17 protein-coding genes are annotated in these 19,932 nt (G+C 60.9%); 12 read left to right on the top strand and 5 right to left on the bottom strand.

Annotation, left to right across the window (positions count from 1 at the left end):
- Positions 1-43: 43 nt before the first annotated feature.
- Positions 44-1,561 (top strand): MDR family MFS transporter, encoded by a 1,518-nt coding sequence (locus Q7C33_RS23305; RefSeq protein ID WP_407684229.1) that lies wholly within the window; start codon positions 44-46, stop codon positions 1,559-1,561.
- A gap of 176 nt (positions 1,562-1,737) precedes the next feature.
- On the opposite strand, the gene Q7C33_RS23310 is transcribed toward Q7C33_RS23305, so the two are convergent.
- The gene (locus Q7C33_RS23310) at positions 1,738-3,087 is read right to left on the bottom strand and encodes a spinster family MFS transporter (RefSeq protein WP_407684230.1); all 1,350 of its coding nucleotides are present in this window, start codon (positions 3,085-3,087) and stop codon (positions 1,738-1,740) included.
- Between the two features lie 361 nt (positions 3,088-3,448).
- Here Q7C33_RS23310 and Q7C33_RS23315 point away from each other — a divergent pair, with 361 nt between their 5' ends.
- Positions 3,449-5,623: a hypothetical protein gene (locus Q7C33_RS23315; RefSeq protein WP_198797675.1), complete on the top strand. Its 2,175-nt coding sequence runs from the start codon at positions 3,449-3,451 to the stop codon at positions 5,621-5,623.
- Positions 5,624-5,913: 290 nt separating this feature from the next.
- Here Q7C33_RS23315 and Q7C33_RS23320 read toward each other — a convergent pair whose 3' ends face one another.
- Complete coding sequence (locus Q7C33_RS23320; protein ID WP_030139383.1) at positions 5,914-6,219, bottom strand: DUF2288 domain-containing protein; 306 nt, start codon at positions 6,217-6,219, stop codon at positions 5,914-5,916.
- 30 nt (positions 6,220-6,249) lie between these two features.
- Here Q7C33_RS23320 and Q7C33_RS23325 point away from each other — a divergent pair, with 30 nt between their 5' ends.
- From Q7C33_RS23325 to Q7C33_RS23350, 6 genes are all read left to right on the top strand, one after another.
- On the top strand, positions 6,250-6,498 hold the full coding sequence (locus tag Q7C33_RS23325) for a hypothetical protein (protein WP_187293311.1): 249 nt from the start codon (positions 6,250-6,252) through the stop codon (positions 6,496-6,498).
- A gap of 60 nt (positions 6,499-6,558) precedes the next feature.
- Positions 6,559-7,686 carry a branched-chain amino acid ABC transporter substrate-binding protein gene (locus Q7C33_RS23330; RefSeq protein ID WP_030139384.1) on the top strand — a complete coding sequence of 376 codons (1,128 nt, stop codon included), beginning with the start codon at positions 6,559-6,561 and terminating at the stop codon, positions 7,684-7,686.
- Between the two features lie 229 nt (positions 7,687-7,915).
- On the top strand, positions 7,916-8,839 hold the full coding sequence (livH, locus tag Q7C33_RS23335) for a high-affinity branched-chain amino acid ABC transporter permease LivH (protein ID WP_014336891.1): 924 nt from the start codon (positions 7,916-7,918) through the stop codon (positions 8,837-8,839).
- Positions 8,836-10,092, top strand: coding sequence for a high-affinity branched-chain amino acid ABC transporter permease LivM (locus Q7C33_RS23340; RefSeq protein ID WP_030139385.1), 1,257 nt, complete (start codon positions 8,836-8,838; stop codon positions 10,090-10,092). The genes livH and Q7C33_RS23340 overlap by 4 nt, the downstream gene beginning before the upstream one ends.
- A complete protein-coding gene (gene livG, locus Q7C33_RS23345) occupies positions 10,089-10,856 on the top strand; it encodes a high-affinity branched-chain amino acid ABC transporter ATP-binding protein LivG (protein WP_030139386.1) in 768 nt (255 codons plus the stop codon). The genes Q7C33_RS23340 and livG overlap by 4 nt, the downstream gene beginning before the upstream one ends.
- Positions 10,857-11,558, top strand: a complete 702-nt coding sequence (locus tag Q7C33_RS23350) for an ABC transporter ATP-binding protein (RefSeq protein WP_003184675.1) — start codon at positions 10,857-10,859, stop codon at positions 11,556-11,558.
- Positions 11,559-11,777: 219 nt separating this feature from the next.
- Here Q7C33_RS23350 and Q7C33_RS23355 read toward each other — a convergent pair whose 3' ends face one another.
- Positions 11,778-12,686, bottom strand: coding sequence for a LysR family transcriptional regulator (locus tag Q7C33_RS23355; RefSeq protein WP_030139387.1), 909 nt, complete (start codon positions 12,684-12,686; stop codon positions 11,778-11,780).
- A 105-nt stretch (positions 12,687-12,791) separates the two neighbouring features.
- Between Q7C33_RS23355 and Q7C33_RS23360 the strand changes: the two genes are divergently transcribed.
- From Q7C33_RS23360 to Q7C33_RS23370, 3 genes are all read left to right on the top strand, one after another.
- A complete protein-coding gene (locus Q7C33_RS23360; RefSeq protein ID WP_030139388.1) occupies positions 12,792-13,391 on the top strand; it encodes a short chain dehydrogenase in 600 nt (199 codons plus the stop codon).
- A 61-nt stretch (positions 13,392-13,452) separates the two neighbouring features.
- A complete protein-coding gene (locus Q7C33_RS23365) occupies positions 13,453-14,127 on the top strand; it encodes a COG3650 family protein (RefSeq protein WP_217860202.1) in 675 nt (224 codons plus the stop codon).
- A 108-nt stretch (positions 14,128-14,235) separates the two neighbouring features.
- Positions 14,236-15,849 (top strand): NAD(P)/FAD-dependent oxidoreductase, encoded by a 1,614-nt coding sequence (locus Q7C33_RS23370; RefSeq protein WP_030139390.1) that lies wholly within the window; start codon positions 14,236-14,238, stop codon positions 15,847-15,849.
- Between the two features lie 114 nt (positions 15,850-15,963).
- Here the strand turns inward: Q7C33_RS23370 and Q7C33_RS23375 are convergent, their stop codons facing one another.
- The gene (locus Q7C33_RS23375; RefSeq protein ID WP_217860203.1) at positions 15,964-17,058 is read right to left on the bottom strand and encodes a PLP-dependent cysteine synthase family protein; all 1,095 of its coding nucleotides are present in this window, start codon (positions 17,056-17,058) and stop codon (positions 15,964-15,966) included.
- Between the two features lie 269 nt (positions 17,059-17,327).
- Here Q7C33_RS23375 and nhaA point away from each other — a divergent pair, with 269 nt between their 5' ends.
- Positions 17,328-18,515: a Na+/H+ antiporter NhaA gene (nhaA, locus tag Q7C33_RS23380; protein ID WP_030139392.1), complete on the top strand. Its 1,188-nt coding sequence runs from the start codon at positions 17,328-17,330 to the stop codon at positions 18,513-18,515.
- Between the two features lie 783 nt (positions 18,516-19,298).
- On the opposite strand, the gene Q7C33_RS23385 is transcribed toward nhaA, so the two are convergent.
- A complete protein-coding gene (locus Q7C33_RS23385; protein WP_024776354.1) occupies positions 19,299-19,763 on the bottom strand; it encodes a glycine zipper 2TM domain-containing protein in 465 nt (154 codons plus the stop codon).
- Positions 19,764-19,932: the final 169 nt, after the last annotated feature.

Here is a 19,932-nt window from a genome sequence, read left to right on the forward strand (position 1 = left end):
TGCGGGCATTTCGCCGCCAGGCACGATGCCCGCAGGTTCCACCGTGACTCAGCTCAATACTCCCCAAGCCCAACAGCCCGCCATCCGCAGCGTGCTGGTGGCGCTGATGCTGGCGATTTTCCTCGGGGCGTTGGACCAGACCATCGTCGCGGTCTCGATGCCGGCCATTTCCGCGCAGTTCAAGGACGTCAGCCTGCTGGCCTGGGTGATCTCCGGCTACATGGTCGCCATGACCGTGGCCGTGCCGATCTACGGCAAGCTGGGCGACTTGTATGGCCGGCGACCGCTGATGCTGTTCGGCATGGGCCTGTTCACCCTCGCCTCGCTGTTCTGCGGGATGGCGCAGAACATGGAGCAATTGGTGCTGGCGCGGATTTTCCAGGGCATCGGCGCCGGCGGCATGATTTCCGTGAGCCAGGCGATCATCGGCGACATCATCCCGCCCCGCGAGCGCGGTCGCTACCAGGGCTATTTCAGCAGCATGTACGCAGTGGCGAGCGTGGCCGGACCCGTGCTCGGCGGCTACATGACCGAGTACCTGTCGTGGCGCTGGGTCTTCTGGATCAACCTGCCGCTGGGCCTGGGCGCCTGGCTGGTGGCCCGGCGCACGCTGGTGGGGCTGCCGGTGCCGCAACGCACGCCGATCATCGACTATTTGGGCACCGTGTTGCTGATCATCGGCCTGACCGCGTTGCTGCTGGGCATTACCCAGATCGGCCAGGGCCACGCCTGGCACAGCCGCGAAGTGCTCGGGTTGCTGGGTTGCGCGGTGGTCGTGCTGGGCTTGTTCGCCTGGCATGAACGCCGCGCCCGCGAGCCGTTGCTGCCCATGCACCTGTTCGTCAACCGCAGCGCGGTGTTGTGCTGGTGCACGGTGTTTTTCACCAGTTTCCAGGCCATCTCCCTGACGGTGCTGGTGCCGTTGCGCTTCCAGAGCGTGACCGGCGCCGGCGCCGACAGCGCCGCGCTGCACTTGCTGCCGCTGGCGATGGGGCTGCCGATCGGTGCTTATTTTGCCGGGCGGCGGACCTCGGTCACCGGGCGCTACAAACCGATGATCCTCAGTGGCGCCGTGCTCTTCCCGTTCGCCATCCTCGGCATGGCCTTTACGCCGCCCGCTGCGTTCTGGCTGAGCAGCCTGTTCATGTTGCTCAGCGGCATCGCCTCGGGCATGCAATTTCCCACGTCGCTGGTGGGCTCGCAGAATTCGGTGCAGCAACGGGACATCGGCGTCGCGACCAGCACCACCAACCTGTTCCGCTCCCTGGGCGGGGCGGTGGGCGTGGCGCTGATGTCGGCGCTGCTGCTGGCGTTGCTGCAGGATTCGGGTTTTGCCCAGCTCGCCGGTTCGTCGGTGGTGGGCGAAGGGCACTCAGGCAACGTGCTGCTCGATGGCCTGAATGCCGCACCGGGCGAGGCGCTGGACGCTTTGCGCGAAGAATTGCAGGCAACGTTCCGCCACCTGCTGATGATCAGCGCGGCGGTGTCGTTGCTAGGACTGGCGGCTGCCGTGGCGATGCCTGATCGGCTGTTGCGCGGGCGAGAAGAAAAGGCTCGGTAGCACGGACGACACCTGTGGCGAGGGGATTTATCCCCGCTGGGCTGCGCAGCAGCCCTAAAACTGACGCCGCTGTGTGTCAGGTGAACTGAGTGCTATTCGAGGGCTGCTTCGCACCCCAGCGGGGATAAATCCCCTCGCCACAACAGCTCACTCGCCAAAGATTGAGCCTGGCGTTATCAGGCCGTCGCCACCACGCCAACCGGCTCCACCACCACGCTCATCCCCTCCTTCATCCGCTTGGCATCGCGCACGAAGCAGCGAGACGCCAGGAACAGGAACACCATGGTCAGCAGCAGCGCCACCGGAATCAGGTACATCGCGTCATGCAGGCCGATGGCCTTGAACGCTTCGGTCATCTGGTCGACACCGGCGGCCGTCATGGCCGTGCGGGCGAAGTAGTCGGACAAGCCACCCACCACCACCGGCCCCAGGCCCCCGCCGAGCAAATACAATCCGGCGAAATACAACGCCATCGCCGTAGCACGCAGGCGCGGCTCCACCACGTCCTGGATCGCGGTATAGACGCAGGTGTAGAAGTTGTAGGCAAACAGCCAACCGACACTGAATACCGCCACGAACACACCGATCTCGATGCGCCCTGCATGCAGGGCCCACGCCGTGGTGACGGTGGAAATCGCCAGGCTGAACGCTGCAAACAGCAGACGGCCGTTGGGCACGCGCTGGTGGATCTTGTCGGCGACCCAACCGCCCAAGGTCAGACCGAACAATCCGGTTACGCCGACCATGATGCCGGTGGCCACGGCCGCCTCGTGCAGCGGCATCCCGAAATAGCGCTGCAACATCGGCACCAGGAACGAGTTGCAGGCATAAGTCGCGAAGTTGAAGCAAAGCCCCGCCAGTACCAGCCAGAGAAAGGTCGGAATCGCCAGCACCCGGCGAACCGGTTTATCAACCTTTTCCTGGGATACCTGCACGGTTTCGGCCGCGCCGCGCTTGGGCTCCTTGATAAAAAACATGAACACCGCCAGCACCAGCCCCGGCACCGCCGCGATGAAGAACGGTGCACGCCAGCTGTCGAACGCCTTGACCATCGCGCCAATGGTGAAGAATGCCAGCAGCAGGCCCAACGGCAGGCCCAGCATGAAGATGCCCATCGCCCGAGCCCGGCGGTGAGCCGGGAACAGATCGCCAATCAGCGAATTCGCCGCCGGTGCATAACTCGCCTCACCGATGCCCACGCCCATGCGCACCAGCAGGAACGCCCAGAAACTGCCCACCAGGCCGTTCACCGCCGTCAGCCCACTCCAGGCCGCCAGGCCCCAGCCCATCAACTTGCTGCGCGAACCGGTATCCGCCATGCGCCCCAGCGGCAAGCCGGCAATGGCGTAGACGATGGTGAACGCGGTGCCGATGATGCCGATCTGGAAGTCGCTGAGGCTCCATTCCATGCGGATCGGTTCGATGATGATCGCCGGGATGGTGCGGTCGAAGAAGTTGAACAGGTTGGCCAGGAACAACAGGAACAGAATGCGCCAGGCATTCGCCGCTTGGGTCGAGTTCTGCATGGGTCCGTCTCTTTTATTGTTATGGGCGAGGCTTCCGAGCCCGGAATCTGCAATCTAGACAGCGATGTGCAGGCTGTCTCCGATCATTCGCCTGGCTGATACCCGACCATGGCGCCGGGCGTGTTTCATGACGGCGGTCAATTTCCTGTAACAATTGCCATCATTTCGCCTGTTTTCGATTAAAGAACGCCGTGGCATGGCCGATCCAACATGATCAGGAATAGATTCTCCCCGAGCGCTGCTCAGGCTGCAGCCCTGGACGCTTGGGTCGACATTCGCGCCATTCAAGGACGCGAGCTCCCATCCGCGACGGTTCGTCGACGAAATCGACGCACCAACCAGTTCAGGCATACGGCGCACAATGACTTCCAAAAAAACAGCCACTGCGGTTTCCGATCTGACCCTGAGCCCGGCCGCCAACGGCCCTGAAGCCTCGACGCTGTCGAGCAGCTCGCGATCCCTCGCAACCCAGCAATACCTGTATTTCACCGAGACCAACACCGACCGCATCCTCGACAACCTCGACGGCCTGCGTGATGCCGTGTTCCCGCGCCCGCCGCACCTGGTGGATGACGAGAGCGAACGCGGCCAGCAGGAATTCCCGTCGGTGTGCCTGATCGGCCTGGGGCGCTGCGGTTCCAATATCGCGCTGGACGTGGCGGAGCTGGTCTACAACGCTCGCAAGTTCTACCTCAACGAATTCAACGCCGAAGACAAGACCTACGGTGACAAGGGCTATCGCCCGGCGCAATGGATGCGCAACCTGCGCCTGGGCACCAGCAAGGCCAGCAAACCGGTGTTCCTGGTGGAGCCGCTGGTCATGCTGGGCGACTTGGACAAAGACATCGCCGGGCGTATCCGCTTCTCGCGCAAAGGCGAAAAAAGCGGCTTCCTGCGCGACTACAGCAAGATGAAAATCATGGACTTGTCGGAAGTCCATGCAGGCGGCGCCGGTAACGCGCCGATCCTCGGCCAGTACCTGGCGAAGATCATCCTGAACAAGGACACCCAGCGCTTCTCCAGCCCCGACTGGAAAATGATCCACTCGTACCTGATCGACAGCTGCGGCATCAAGGCCAACCAGTCGCGCCTGTATTTCTCGATCTTCAGCGCCGGCGGCGGTACCGGCTCAGGCATGGCCTCGGAGTTCGGCCTGGCCCAGCAGTACTCGTACATGAACAAGACGTTCGACACCAAGCCGATGGACGAACACGACAGCAAGAGCGGTCATTCCTTCGTCTTCGAGCCGATCTTCACCAGTGGCATCTGCGTGCTGCCGAATATTTCCGATCACCGCAGTGAAATGTCCGAGGCCCTGCACATCAACGCCGGACGGCTGTTGTGCAAATACCTCTCGGAAGAATGGGATTTCTCGTACAACTTCGCCAACGAAGACAGCAGCGAAGCGAGCGTGATGGGGCGTATCCGGCCATGGAACGCGATGATGCTGATCTCCAACGACATCATGCGCTACGCCGAAGAAAGCGATGACGGCAACATCCAGAACATTGATGTCAATGCCATGGAAAAGCACGCCAACCAGTACATTTCCCAGCAGATCTTCAACATCCTGACGGCCCAGGCCGTAACGACCGACTACGACCAGAACTACTTCCGTCGCGCCGGCATCGACATCGGCGAAACCATTCGCCTGGACGCCAACGACCTGTTCATGAGTCTGGCCGGTCCGGTGGCGATTGCCTACGCCGAGTCTGTCGTCCCGGAAACCCCGGCGCCGAGCGGCGACAAGTTCAAGGTGTTCGAAAAAGAGCCGCCGCGCCTGAACATCGACGACCTGTTCTTCCGCTCCATCGACCTGCCGCACTTCAACAAGGTCACCCAGGCCATCGAAGGCATCAGCCTGCTGCCCATCGAGTCCAAGCGTTACCGCGCCTCGCTGGAGCAATACAAGAACTCTGGCTACGACGCTGCGGCCCTGCATGACCTGCACTTCTTCAAGAACTGCTCGTCGGTGGTATCGATCGTCTCGTTGCCGAAGGACTACAAGCTGTCCTACATGGACCTGAACCGGCTCAAGACCCACCTCAACAGCCTGTTCCCCAACACCACGCTCAAGCGCTACGCCTTGGTGATCGGCGCCTCGGCGAACCTGTCGCTGACCACCCTGATCGCCAAGAGCCCGTGCCTGTCGGACGATTTCCTGACGCTGATCGTGGCGTTCATCAAGCGCTGCTTCGCCCGTACGCCGTACCGCTTCGACGAGACCCTCGACAATTCGATCCTGGACTTCATCATCAACGAAGAATTCGACGAGGCGCGTATCGACGATCTGCTCAACGAATTCGAGAACCCGGCGAAGATCCTCGACACCAACTGGTACGCGATCAAGCCGATGTACGAGAAGAAATACCGCGAGCTGATCAGCGACAAGGAGAAGTTCGTCTCGATCAACGACATTCGCCTGTCCCGGGATTGCGTGAAGAAGTCCATCAAGTATTTGCGCGAGATTTACCGTCACCGGATCGGCAAGACCAAGGTTATTTCGCTTAATAACCATACTGGCCGGACGTATTGAGGTAAGCCTTGACACCGTGTCGCCTTCAATCGCGAGCAAGCTCGCTCCCACAGGGTTTTGTGCACGCAGGCCCATTGTGGGAGCGAGCTTGCTCGCGATAGCGGTCTCGAATATCTCTCCCCCGAACAACATCCAGAAACAATTGAGCAGCCAAAAGGCTGCTCAATAAACTGTTCCCGTTACGTATACGTCACCCTCCCTTGTGGCGTTTCGCCACGGCAGGCTGCCATCACGCTACTCGCCTACACACTTTCCAGCAGGTCCAAGCGAGAACCAATTTGGTGCACCGATCAATTCGATGCCCTTTCCTGGATCATGATCCACGGCGAAACCACCACGGCCCAGAGTTCTGGATCGCGCTCGAAAAAATCCAGCGCCCGCGTTTCAGACAGCTTGGCGACCTGCCCGGCGCCCAGCCAGGCGGCGACTTTGGTACCTTCGTCCTGGGCAAGGGCCTCGGCGGCTGCGATCAGATCCAGTGCCGGGTCGACCCACAATAGGGCACCCTTGGCAAAGAACGGCTCCAGCTCCTTCCAAGTGATAGATGCGGTTTCACCGAGCAATTTGGCATAGAGGGTGCTAGGTTCTTGATTCATGGGAGCTGTCCGGAAAAGAAATCGGCGCGAATGATAACGTCGGTGGTCTGGCAGAAAAACCCGGTTGCAATTGCAGCACCGATTGAAAAGCGCAGCAAAGCCAAGGATTGCCGATTTGACCGGACAAACCCCGCCGCGAATCTGTCTTTTTCTTTCAATAAAGCGACACCCTCAGGTTTTGCCCCCAAGCGCCAGCTTCCCTTGCCAACAATCGGCGCTCTACACTGTACCGGTACAGTTGCCGGGGGCATTTTCCGCGAGGATATCCAAGATATCTGACCCGGTTCTGCTGCTACGGCGCCAGGACTATAAAAACTACAACAGCATGAGTGGAGCACTATGACTAAGGCTACTAAGCAGATTTCCAAACTGTTTGCCGCTATGGTTCTGGCCGGGGTTGCCAGCCATTCGTTTGCCGCCGACACCATCAAGATCGGCATCGCCGGCCCGAAAACCGGCCCTGTAGCCCAATACGGCGACATGCAGTTCAGCGGCTCCAAGATGGCGATCGAGCAGATCAACGCCAAGGGCGGCGTCAACGGCAAGCAACTGGTCGCCGTTGAATACGACGACGCCTGCGATCCAAAACAAGCGGTCGCGGTCGCGAACAAGGTCGTCAACGACGGCGTCAAGTTCGTGGTCGGCCACCTGTGCTCCAGCTCTACCCAGCCCGCTTCGGACATCTACGAAGACGAAGGCGTGATCATGATCACGCCAGCGGCCACCAGCCCGGACATCACCGCTCGTGGCTACAAGATGATCTTCCGCACCATCGGCCTGGACAGCGCCCAAGGCCCAGCGGCCGGCAACTACATCGCCGACCACGTCAAGCCGAAGATCGTTGCGGTCCTGCACGACAAGCAGCAGTACGGTGAAGGCATCGCGAGCGCGGTGAAAGCCACCCTCGAGAAGAAAGGCACCAAGGTTGCCGTGTTCGAAGGCGTAAACGCCGGCGACAAGGACTTCTCCTCGATGATCGCCAAGCTCAAGCAAGCCAACGTCGACTTCGTCTACTACGGCGGCTACCACCCGGAGCTGGGCCTGATCCTGCGTCAAGCCCAGGAAAAAGGCCTGAAGGCCAAGTTCATGGGTCCGGAAGGCGTGGGTAACGACTCGATCTCGCAAATCGCCAAGGAAGCTTCCGAAGGCCTGCTGGTGACCCTGCCGAAATCCTTCGACCAGGATCCGGCCAACGTCGCCCTGGCTGACGCGTTCAAGGCCAAGAAAGAAGACCCGAGCGGTCCGTTCGTATTCCCGTCCTACTCCGCTGTGCAAGTGATCGCCCAGGCCATCACCTCCACCAAGAGCGAAGACCCGGAAAAAGTGGCTGAAGCCATCCACGCCGGCACCTTCAAGACGCCGACCGGTGACCTGAGCTTCGACAAGAACGGCGACCTGAAAGACTTCAAGTTCGTGGTTTACGAGTGGCATTTCGGCAAACCTAAAACCGAAGCTTCGCCTCAGTAAGGCCCTGCCTGACTGACTGCCAATAAAGCCCACGGCGTGCCGTGGGCTTTGTTTTGAATGTATTGGGCCGCGCTGGCGTGATCCGCCAGTCTCCCCACCTGAAAATCTCAAAACCGTCATCAGCGGTTCGCTGGCAAAACCCGCGTTCGAAGTGGATGAAGATCCACGGGGCCGGGCGGGAAAATGACTCCACCAGTGAAATGCGTATCAGGTTTTTAGGAGCGTTGTAATGCCTGACATCTATCACTTCTTCCAGCAGCTGGTTAACGGCCTGACCGTTGGCAGCACGTATGCCCTGATCGCCATCGGCTATACGATGGTCTACGGCATCATTGGAATGATCAACTTCGCCCACGGCGAGGTGTACATGATCGGCTCCTACGTGGCGTTCATCGCCATCGCCGGGCTGGCCATGATGGGACTCGACAGTGTCCCGCTGTTGATGACCGCGGCTTTCATCGCGAGCATCGTGGTCACCAGTTCCTATGGCTACAGCATCGAACGGATTGCCTATCGCCCCCTGCGCGGCAGCAACCGTCTGATCCCGCTGATTTCCGCCATCGGCATGTCGATTTTCCTGCAGAACACGGTACTGCTTTCGCAAGACTCCAAGGACAAATCCATTCCCAACCTGATTCCGGGCAACTTTGCCATCGGGCCAGGTGGGGCACATGAAGTGCTGATTTCCTACATGCAAATCGTGGTGTTCGTGGTGACCCTGGTCGCCATGCTCGGCCTCACCTTGTTCATCTCCCGTTCCCGCCTGGGCCGCGCCTGCCGCGCCTGCGCCGAGGACATCAAGATGGCCAACCTGCTGGGCATCAACACCAACAACATCATCGCCCTGACCTTCGTCATCGGTGCGGCCCTGGCGGCCATCGCCGCGGTGCTGTTGAGCATGCAATACGGCGTAATCAACCCCAACGCCGGCTTCCTCGTCGGCCTGAAGGCCTTTACCGCCGCGGTACTGGGCGGCATCGGCAGCATCCCCGGGGCAATGCTCGGCGGGCTGGTGCTGGGCGTGGCGGAAGCCTTTGGCGCCGACATCTTCGGCGACCAGTACAAGGACGTCGTGGCGTTCGGCTTGTTGGTTCTGGTTCTGTTATTCCGGCCGACCGGCATCCTGGGCCGCCCGGAGGTTGAAAAAGTATGACTAGGCATCTCAAATCGGCGCTTTTCAGCGCCCTGCTGGTCTGGGCCGTGGCCTACCCGGTACTCGGTCTCAAACTGACCATCGTCGGCATCAACCTGGAAGTGCACGGCACCAGCCCGGCCATCCTTGCCACCATCGCGATCTGCTCTGTGCTGATGTTCCTGCGCGTGCTGTTCAGCACGCAGATCAGCGCTGCATGGAAAGCATCGCCCGGCGTGCCGGTGATCCCGGCCAAGGCCAGCAACTTCCTGACCCTGCCGTCGACCCAGCGCTGGATCGTGCTGGGCCTGATCGTCGTGGCCCTGGTGTGGCCGTTCTTCGGTTCGCGCGGCGCGGTAGATATCGCCACGCTGATCCTGATCTACGTGATGCTGGGCCTGGGCCTGAACATCGTCGTAGGCCTGGCCGGGCTGCTGGACCTGGGCTACGTCGGTTTCTATGCCGTCGGCGCCTACAGCTACGCGCTGCTGTCCCACTACTTCGGCCTGAGCTTCTGGATCTGCCTGCCGATCGCCGGGATGATGGCCGCCACCTTCGGTTTCCTGCTGGGTTTCCCGGTCCTGCGCTTGCGCGGTGACTACCTGGCGATCGTGACCCTGGGTTTTGGCGAGATCATCCGTCTGTTCCTGCGCAACCTGACCGACATCACCGGTGGCCCGAACGGCATCAGCAACATCGAGAAACCGACGTTCTTCGGCCTGACCTTCGAGCGCAAGGCCGCCGAAGGCCTGCAGACCTTCCACGAGTACTTCGGCCTGCAATACAACTCGATCAACAAGGTGATCTTCCTCTATCTGGTTGCCCTGTTGCTGGCCCTGGCCGCGCTGTTCGTCATCAACCGCCTGCTGCGCATGCCGATCGGCCGCGCCTGGGAGGCATTGCGTGAAGACGAAATCGCCTGCCGTGCGCTGGGTCTCAACCCGACCGTGATCAAGCTGTCGGCGTTTACCCTGGGCGCTGCGTTTGCCGGTTTCGCCGGTAGCTTCTTTGCCGCCCGCCAAGGCCTGGTGACGCCCGAGTCCTTCACCTTCATCGAGTCGGCGATCATTCTCGCCATCGTCGTGCTGGGCGGGATGGGCTCGCAGTTGGGTGTGATCCTGGCGGCGATCGTAATGATCCTGCTTCCCGAAATGATGCGTGAATTCAGTGAATACCGCATGTTGATGTTCGGCGCCTTGATGGTGCTGATGATGATCTGGCGTCCTCAAGGTCTGCTGCCGATGCAACGCCCACACATGGAGCTGCGCAAATGAGCCGCGAGATCCTCAAGGTTGAAAACCTAAGCATGCGCTTTGGCGGCTTGCTGGCGGTCAACGGCGTGGCCCTGACCGTAAAAGAAAAACAAGTGGTTGCCTTGATCGGGCCGAACGGCGCGGGCAAGACCACCGTGTTCAACTGCCTGACCGGCTTCTACCAGCCCACCGGCGGCACCATCCTGCTGGACGGCGAGCCGATCCAGGGCCTGGCCGGCCACCACATCGCCCGCAAGGGCGTGGTGCGGACCTTCCAGAACGTGCGGCTGTTCAAGGACATGACGGCGGTCGAGAACCTGTTGATCGCCCAGCACCGTCACCTGAACACCAACTTCTTTGCCGGCCTGTTCAAGACCCCGGCGTTCCGCAAGAGCGAACGCGAGGCCATGGAGTACGCCGAGTATTGGCTCGACAAGGTCAACCTCACCGAGTTCGCCAACCGTACCGCCGGCACCCTGGCCTACGGTCAGCAACGGCGCCTGGAGATCGCCCGCTGCATGATGACCCGTCCGCGGATCCTCATGCTCGACGAACCGGCCGCTGGCCTGAACCCGAAGGAAACCGAAGACCTGAAGGCGTTGATCAGCGTGTTGCGCGAGGAGCACAACGTCACCGTGCTGCTGATCGAGCACGACATGAAGCTGGTCATGAGCATTTCCGACCACATCGTCGTGATCAACCAGGGCACGCCCCTGGCCGACGGCACGCCGGAACAGATCCGCGACAATCCTGAAGTGATCAAAGCCTACCTGGGGGAAGCGTAAATGCTGCAGTTCGAAAACGTTTCCACCTTCTACGGCAAGATCCAGGCGCTGCACAGCGTCAACGTCGAGGTCCGCCAGGGCGAAATCGTCACGCTGATCGGTGCCAACGGCGCCGGCAAGTCCACGCTGCTGATGACGCTCTGCGGTTCGCCCCAGGCCCACAGCGGCAGCATCCGCTACATGGGTGAGGAATTGGTGGGCCAGGACTCGGCGCGCATCATGCGCAAGAGCATCGCGGTGGTGCCGGAAGGTCGTCGGGTATTTGCCCGGCTGACCGTGGAAGAAAACCTCGCCATGGGCGGGTTCTTCACCGACAAGGGCGACTATCAGGAACAGATGGACAAGGTGCTGCACCTTTTCCCACGCCTGAAAGAGCGTTTTACCCAGCGCGGCGGCACCATGTCCGGCGGCGAACAGCAAATGCTCGCCATCGGCCGTGCGCTGATGAGCAAGCCCAAGCTGCTGTTGCTCGACGAGCCTTCCCTGGGCCTGGCGCCGATCATTATCCAGCAGATCTTCGACATCATCGAACAGCTGCGCAAGGACGGCGTGACGGTGTTCCTGGTGGAGCAGAACGCCAACCAGGCGCTGAAGATCGCAGACCGGGCGTACGTACTGGAGAACGGTCGCGTGGTGATGCAAGGCACCGGTGAAGCGCTGCTGACCGACCCGAAAGTGCGCGAGGCGTACTTGGGGGGTTGACTCTCTCGCAATAAAAAACGGCCTTCGGGCCGTTTTTTTTTCGCCCAGATCGCAAGTGGGCACCCCTTGTGGCGAGGGGATTTATCCCCGCTGGGCTGCGCAGCAGCCCCCATAACTGCCAACTCGATTATCCTGACACACAGCGGCGTAATCATTAGGGCTGCTTTGCAGCCCAGCGGGGATAAATCCCCTCGCCACAAGGGTAAGCGTCAGTAACTACTACAACCGATCCAACGCCTCCCCACTCCTCTTGAACCACTCAATCAGATAATCAGCCAGCACCTGCGTGCGCTTGGGCAGCCCACCCTGATACGGGTGCACCAGGTACATCGGCATGCGCCGGGTCTGGAAGTCGCGCAGCAACCAACGCAGACGTCCGTCAGCCAATTCCTCGTTGAGCAGGTAAGACGGTAACCGGGCGATGCCGGCACCCGCCAGGGCGGCTTTTTTCAACAGGCTGTAATGGTTGCTGGCAAACGGCCCGGACACTCGCACCCGCAGCAATTCGTGTTGCTGGTGGTACAGCCATTCCTCACGTCCGCTGTAGTGGCTGTTGAGCAAGCACTTGTGCTCCGCCAGGGCCTGGGGTGTTTCCGGCTCGCCGTAGCGCTCCAGATAAGCCGGGCTGGCGCAGGTCATTTCATGCCAGGCCAGCAACGGACGAGCCACCAATCGCTCATCGATCGCCGCATCGGAGCGGATCGCCAGGTCGAAACCATCGCGGGATAGATCGCGATAGCCGTTGTTGAGCTCCAGCTCGATCTGCACGTCGGGATAGGCATGGGCAAACTCGGTAAGCAGCCCCTCGAAGAAGGTTTCGCCCAACGAAACCGGAACCGTCATACGCACCGGCCCGGAAACTTCGCCCTTCAAGCGGGCCAATGCCTGACGCGCCCTTTCCACCTGGACCAACAACGCCTGGGCCTGGGGCAACAGCGCAGCGCCCGCCGCAGTGAGACTCAAGCGTCGTGTCGTGCGCTGGAGCAGCAGCACCGAAAACCGTTCCTCCAGAAGACTGATGCGCTTGGACAGTTGCCCCTTGCTGCACCCCAACTGCTGCGCCGCCAAGGTGAAACTTCCCGCCTCCACCAGCACGGCAAACGCGGCGAGGTCGTCTATTTCGCTCAATGGATTGTTTCCAAATGAAAACCAAAGGTTTCCCATTAGCACGCTTATCCCCAGGAAAATCCACTCTAGACTTCAACCTCGTTCAACCCTACTGAGGTACAGCCCATGAAAATCCTGTTGATCGGTGCCAACGGCACCATCGGTTCAGCCATCGATAACGAGCTATCGCCGCGCCATGAAATCGTGCGCATCGGCCGCCACAGCGGTGACGTGCAGGTGGACATCAGCGACAGCGCCTCGATCCGCGCCCTGTTCGAAAAGACCGGGCGCTTCGACGCGCTGGTCTGTGCCGCAGGCAACGTCACCTTCGCGCCCCTGGGCGACATGACCGAGGACAGCTTCGCCCTCGGCTTGAAGGACAAACTGATGGGCCAGGTCAACCTGCTGCTGATCGGCCGCGAATTTGCCAACGACGGCGCATCTTTTACCTTCACCACCGGCGTGCTCAGTCACGACCCCATCAAGAGTGGCGCCTCGGCAGCCCTGGTGAACGGCGCCCTCGACAGTTTTGTACGCGCGGCGGCAATCGAATTGCCGCGAGGGTTACGGGTCAATTCGGTGAGCCCGAACGTACTGCTGGAAGCGATGGACAAATATGCCCCGTATTTCCGCGGTTATAAGCCGGTTCCTGCGGCTGATGTGGCGTTGGCCTACGCCAAGAGTGTCGAAGGCCTACAAACCGGCCAGACTTTTCATGTGGGCTAACCCCCCTTGTGATGAAGGATCAGTCTGAGTAACGTGGCGGCACTTGTCTGGAGACCCAATGATGCGTGCCGCTCGTTCCTTGTTATTTGTCGCCCTTCTTCCACTGTTCGCCGGCTGCCAGTTGCTCGAAGCCCCGCGCCAGAGCGTGTCCCATGCCGGGCAAACGCGTATGCAAGGCGAACTGACGGCAGCGGATGGCAAGCTGGTGTTCCAGCCGTGCCAGGAACAGCGCCGCTACATCGTCAATGACGCTGGCGGCACCAGCGTCCTGCAACAAGCCGCCACCTTGGCGGATGATAGCGGCAAGGTGTTCGCCGACTTGCGCGGTCGCATCGTTTCCAGCGCGTCGGCCGGTACCGAGAGTCAGTTGGACGTCGAGCAACTGTATCGCCTGGAACCTTCGGCGACCGCTTGCGACAACGCTGACTTCAAGCGCGTGATTCTGCGTGCAGCGGGCCACAGCCCAGAATGGGCCCTCACGGCCAGCGGCAAAGGCCTGGTGCTGGACCGCGCAGGCCAGCCCCCACTGGCGGTGCCTTACGTCGAGGAGCAACTGGGCGACGGCCGTTTCAACCTCGGCACCGAAGCCAACGGCCAGAAAGTCGAGCTCTGGGTCACGCCAGCGCGCTGTGTCGACAGCGCCACCGGCAGCGTGCAACACATGAGTGCGGAGTTGCGGGTCAACGGCCAGGTCCAGCGCGGTTGCGCCTATTTCGGCGGCGCGCGCGACGACTGATCCGACGGGAAGCTGTTTAAACCTCACCGAAAGCGGGTTTGCAGCTTATAATCGCCGGTTTGAAATACGCCCTGGCGCAGTAGTGCGTCCCGCGAACCGGATCCTGCCATGTTACGAATCACCGAACTCAAGCTGCCGATCGACCATCCTGAAGAAGACCTGCGTCCCGCCATCGTGCAACGCCTGGGCATCGCCAGCGATGACCTGCTCGACTTCACCTTGTTCAAGCGCAGCTACGACGCACGCAAGAAATCCTCCGAGCTGTGCTTCATCTACACCATCGACCTGACGGTGCGTGATGAAGCCAGCGTGCTGCGCAAATTTGCCGATGATCGTAACGTCAACGAAGCACCGGACATCAGCTACAAGGTGGTTGGCCACGCACCAGCCGACCTTGGCGAACGGCCGATCGTGGTCGGCTTTGGCCCGTGCGGCATCTTCGCCGCCATGCTGCTGGCGCAGATGGGCTTCAAGCCGATCATCCTCGAGCGCGGCCCGGAAGTACGCCAGCGCACCAAGGACACCTGGGGCCTGTGGCGCAAAAGCGTGCTCAACCCCGAATCCAACGTGCAATTTGGCGAGGGCGGCGCGGGGACATTCTCCGACGGCAAGCTCTACAGCCAGATCAAGGACCCGAAATTCCTCGGGCGCAAGGTCCTGCACGAGTTCGTCAAGGCCGGCGCGCCCGAAGAAATCCTCTACGTCAGCAAGCCACACATTGGTACGTTCCGCCTGACAGGCGTCGTGGAAAACATGCGTGAGCAGATTCGCGCCCTGGGCGGCGAAGTGCGCTTCGGACAGCGGGTCACCGATGTGCTGATCGAGGACGGCCAACTGGTCGGCGTCGAGCTGGCCAGCGGAGAACAGATCCACTCCAAACACGTGATTCTCGCCCTGGGCCACAGCGCCCGGGACACCTTCCGCATGCTCCACAGCCGTGGCGTGTACATGGAAGCCAAGCCGTTCTCGGTGGGTTTCCGTATCGAACACCCGCAATCGTTGATCGACAGCGCGCGCCTGGGCAAATACGCCGGGCACCCGAAACTCGGCGCCGCGGACTACAAGCTGGTGCACCACGCCAAGAATGGCCGTTCGGTATACAGCTTCTGCATGTGCCCGGGCGGCACCGTGGTGGCAGCCACCTCCGAGCCGAATCGGGTCGTGACCAACGGCATGAGCCAGTACTCGCGCAACGAGCGCAACGCCAACTCCGGCATCGTCGTGGGTATCACCCCGGAAGTGGATTACCCGGGTGGTCCGTTGGCAGGGATCGAGTTGCAGGAGCGCCTGGAATCCCACGCCTTCGTGCTCGGCGGCAGCAACTACGAAGCCCCTGCGCAACTGGTGGGCGACTTCATTGCCGGCAAACCGTCCACGGCGCTGGGCAGCGTCGAACCGTCCTACAAACCGGGGGTTGCCTTGGGCGACCTGGCCCTGGCCCTGCCGGAGTTCGCCATCGAAGCCATTCGTGAAGCGTTGCCAGCGTTCGAAAAGCAGATCCGTGGCTACTCGCTGCATGACGCCGTGCTGACCGGGATCGAGACCCGCACGTCGTCGCCGCTGCGCATTACCCGCAACGAAACGCTGCAGAGCCTGAATGTGAAGGGTTTGTTCCCGGCGGGCGAAGGTGCCGGTTATGCGGGCGGGATCCTCTCGGCGGGCGTCGATGGAATCCGGATTGCCGAGGCGGTGGCGCGGGACATGCTCGGCCTCGAGGCCTGACACCGGACCTGTGGGAGCGAGCTTGCTCGCGATGGCGGCCCGGCATTCAACACACTTGTTGACTGATCCACCGCTATCGCGAGCAAGCTCGCTCCCACAAGAGGCCTCAGTGATTCAAATATTGGCCCGCAACACACTCTCCGGCAGCGCTTCGCCTCGCTCCACACATGCCGCCACGGCGCTGATCAACGCGTCCAATTCATACCCTTGCTCCTTGAGCCACGCCGGATCGTAATAAGTCGTGGCGTAACGCTCCCCGCCATCACACAAGATCGCCACGATCGAGCCCGATTCGCTGGCGTCCACCATGCATTTTGCGGCAATCAGCGCGCCGATCAGGTTGGTGCCGCTGGAACCTCCGACCCGTCGTCCCAGGCGTTGGGCCAGGTAATGCATGGCCGCGAGGGACAAGGCGTCCGGCACCTTGACCATCGCATCGATGACTTTGGGCAGGAATGACGCTTCGACCCGTGGCCGGCCGATGCCTTCGATCCGCGAACCGCAATCCAGGCGCAGACTGGCATCGCCACTGCGGTAGTAGTCAAAGAACACCGAACGCTCGGCATCGGCACACAGCACCCGGGTGCAATGCTGGCGGTAGCGTACGTAGCGTCCCAGGGTGGCAGTCGTACCGCCGGTGCCGGGACTGGAAATCAGCCAAGTCGGCTCTGGATGCTGCTCGAAGCGCATCTGCTGAAAGATCGACTCGGCAATGTTGTTATTGGCTCGCCAGTCCGTGGCGCGCTCGGCGTAGGTGAATTGGTCGATGAAATGCCCGTCATGCTCACGGGCCAGGCGCTCGGACTCGGCGTAAATCTGCGTAGGATCATCGACCAAATGGCTCTGGCCGCCATAAAAAGCGATCTGTGCAATTTTTTCCCGCGAAGTGCTCGCAGGCATCACCGCGATGAATGGCAGGCCCAGCAATCTCGCGAAGTAAGCCTCGGAGATCGCCGTCGATCCGCTGGACGCCTCGATCACCGGCGCACCGGGCTTGAGCCAGCCGTTGCACAACGCGTAGAGAAACAGGGATCGGGCCAGTCGATGCTTGAGGCTGCCGGTGGGATGACTCGACTCATCCTTGAAATACAGCTCGATGCCCGGTAATCCAGGCAACGGCAGCGGGATCAGGTGCGTATCGGCGCTGCGCTGGAAATCGGCCTCGATGATGCGAATGGCTTCGCGCGCCCACTGGCGGTGGTCGTTCATGGTGTGTGTTCTCATTGGCTCGGTACGACACAGGCAGACCGAGGGCCGTGGGGCACGATCTGGTTCGGAAATACGAGACGCAAGCTTAGGAAAAAACCGACATCCCGCACAGGTACAGCTAAGGTCCAATATGGCACGGAACTGCCTGACCACCTGGGACGGCGCTTTGTAACGATATATAACAAAAAAGAATATAACTTTTGTTTTAGCAACCAACCGTACGGGTTAGGGTGTGCCATCTTTTTGAAATTGATGAATGGAGAGCAACCTTGGCTCTACGTAATTCTTTGTCACGGTTTTTCCAACTCGAAGCGGCCAGTGGCCTGTTGCTGATCGCCGCCGCTGTGCTGGCCCTGGTCATCAACAATTCGCCATTATCCTGGCTTTATGCCGGCTTGCTGGACACGCCCGTGGTTGCCCAAGTCGGTGCGCTGAAAATCGCCAAGCCCCTTCTGCTGTGGATCAACGACGGTTTGATGGCGTTGTTCTTCCTGCTGATTGGCCTGGAGGTCAAGCGCGAGGTACTCGATGGGCAACTGTCGAAGCCTTCGCAAATCGTCTTGCCAGGCGCAGCGGCGATCGGTGGCATGCTGGTGCCCGCACTGATCTATTGGTTCCTGAACCGCGACAATCCCGCCGCTCTTGCCGGCTGGGCCATTCCGACGGCCACCGATATTGCCTTCGCCCTGGGCGTGCTGGCATTGCTCGGCAAACGGGTGCCCGTATCGCTCAAGCTGTTCCTGATGACCCTGGCGATCATCGATGACCTGGGCGCCATTATCATTATCGCGATCTTCTATTCGGGTGCCTTGTCGACCTTGTCGCTGGGACTGGCGGCCGCGTGCATAGCCGGCCTGGTGGCGATGAACCGGATGGGCGTGGTCAAGCTCGGCCCCTATATGGTGGTCGGGCTGATTCTTTGGGTCTGCGTGCTCAAGAGCGGCGTCCACGCCACGCTGGCGGGTGTGACCCTGGCGTTCTGTATTCCGTTGCGCACGAAGAACGCCGAAACCTCTCCGTTGTTGACGCTGGAGCATGCCCTGCATCCCTGGGTGGCCTACGGCATCCTGCCGTTGTTTGCCTTCGCCAACGCCGGTCTGTCGCTGAGTGGCGTCACGGTGGAGAGCTTCACTCACCATGTGCCGATGGGCATTGCGATCGGTCTGTTGCTTGGCAAGACCGTCGGCGTGTTCGGCCTGACCTGGCTGGCCGTCAAGATCGGCATCGCCAGCCTGCCCAGCGGCGCGAACTGGGGCCAGGTGCTGGGGGTGGCGATACTTTGCGGGATCGGCTTTACGATGAGTCTGTTCGTGGGTTCCCTGGCGTTTGAGCCGGGTGTGAGTGAGTACGCGGGCATGGATCGGATGGGGATTCTTACCGGGTCGATCCTGGCGGCGTTGATTGGGTATGGGGTTACGGCTATGGCCAGTCGCAGGCCCCCTGTGACGGCTTCGTGATGGTGTACATATCCGTCTCTGCGGTCACGGCCGCTTAGGGTTCCGCCCTTACGGCGGCTCACTTTTGGAAGAGCGCCAAAAGTAAGCAAAAACGCTCTGCCCCACCACTCGGCACCTCGCCTAGGCTCGGTGTGCCCTCACTCCGGCATTGCTCCGTGGGCCCGCCGCGATGGGCCATCCATGGCCCTGCGCGGCTATCCCGGCATCCATGCCGGGATGCCCACTGCGCAATGCCTGCGTTCGGCCAGCGTGGTTTAACGGGGCATCAAGATCAAGATCAAGATCAAAAGCAGAGCAACAGCAACAGCAACAGCAACAGCAACAGCCGGGCATCAGCCAGATATGTGTAGCTGAGCGACCGCTATCGCGAGCAAGCTCGCTCCCACATTGGATCTTCAGCAGCCACCCGATGCACATACGCCGCAGAACCCTGTGGGAGCGAGTCTGCTCGCGAAGAGGCCAGTGCATCCACATCATCATCGACTGTGACAACGCCTTCGCGAGCAGGCTCGCTCCCACAGGGGAAACGCGGTCCCCACCAAGAACCAGGTCGGCCCGAAGGCCGCCTCGGGATGGACGTAGATTTCGGCGCCCCGTTAACCACGATGGCCGGAGCGAAGCACCGAGTGGTGGGGCAAAAGCGTTTGGGTTACTTTTGACTGGGCCGGCTTCCGGGCTTCTCAAAAGTGACCCGCTGTAAGAGCGGAACCTTAAGTAGGCGTAACCAAAGAAACGGATATGGCCACTGCTCTATAGATACCGGCTCCTACGAAACAAACCAACTTAGTGCGATACGCGACTCGTGCCACCCACGGTGGAAATCCGCACCCGCTCACCTACGCGGAACACTTCATTCTCCTGAACCTGCTGCACATAGGCACGCATGCTGCCGTCATCTTCACGAACGGTAATTTCAACACCCTGGGTACGGGTCAAACCTTCTTCAGTGGCGGAGCCGATCAGGCCGCCGGCCACTGCACCGATGACGGCGGCGACGATGCTGCCGCGGCCACCACCGATGGCGCTGCCACCTACGCCGCCGACCACCGCACCGGCAGCTCCGCCGATCGGGGTCTTGGTGCCTTCGATCTTGACCGGGCGCAGGGATTCGATGGTCCCCATACGAATCGTCTGGACGCGACGCGCTTCGTCACGGGAATAGGAGTCACCGGTCAGGCTCGACTGACAGCCAGTGAGCAACATCGCCATCGTGGAAAAGGAAGCAACCAGCAAAACAGACTTACGCATAGCATCAACTCCAAAAGACAGGGATCCATTAAACTCCCCGGCTTGACGCCTGTCACGGCTTCACCGGGAAAATCTGCTTTCATTCAGGTGGGATACAGGCGCACCCGAAAAAATTCATCACACAGTAGCGCCAATTTCAAAAGTCTGCGTCACCGACCCAGGATTTTTC

Origin of the sequence: Pseudomonas sp. BP11-1-1 (assembly GCF_052112105.1) — a bacterium.
In the GTDB taxonomy this organism is placed as follows: Bacteria; Pseudomonadota; Gammaproteobacteria; order Pseudomonadales; family Pseudomonadaceae; genus Aquipseudomonas; species Aquipseudomonas alvandae.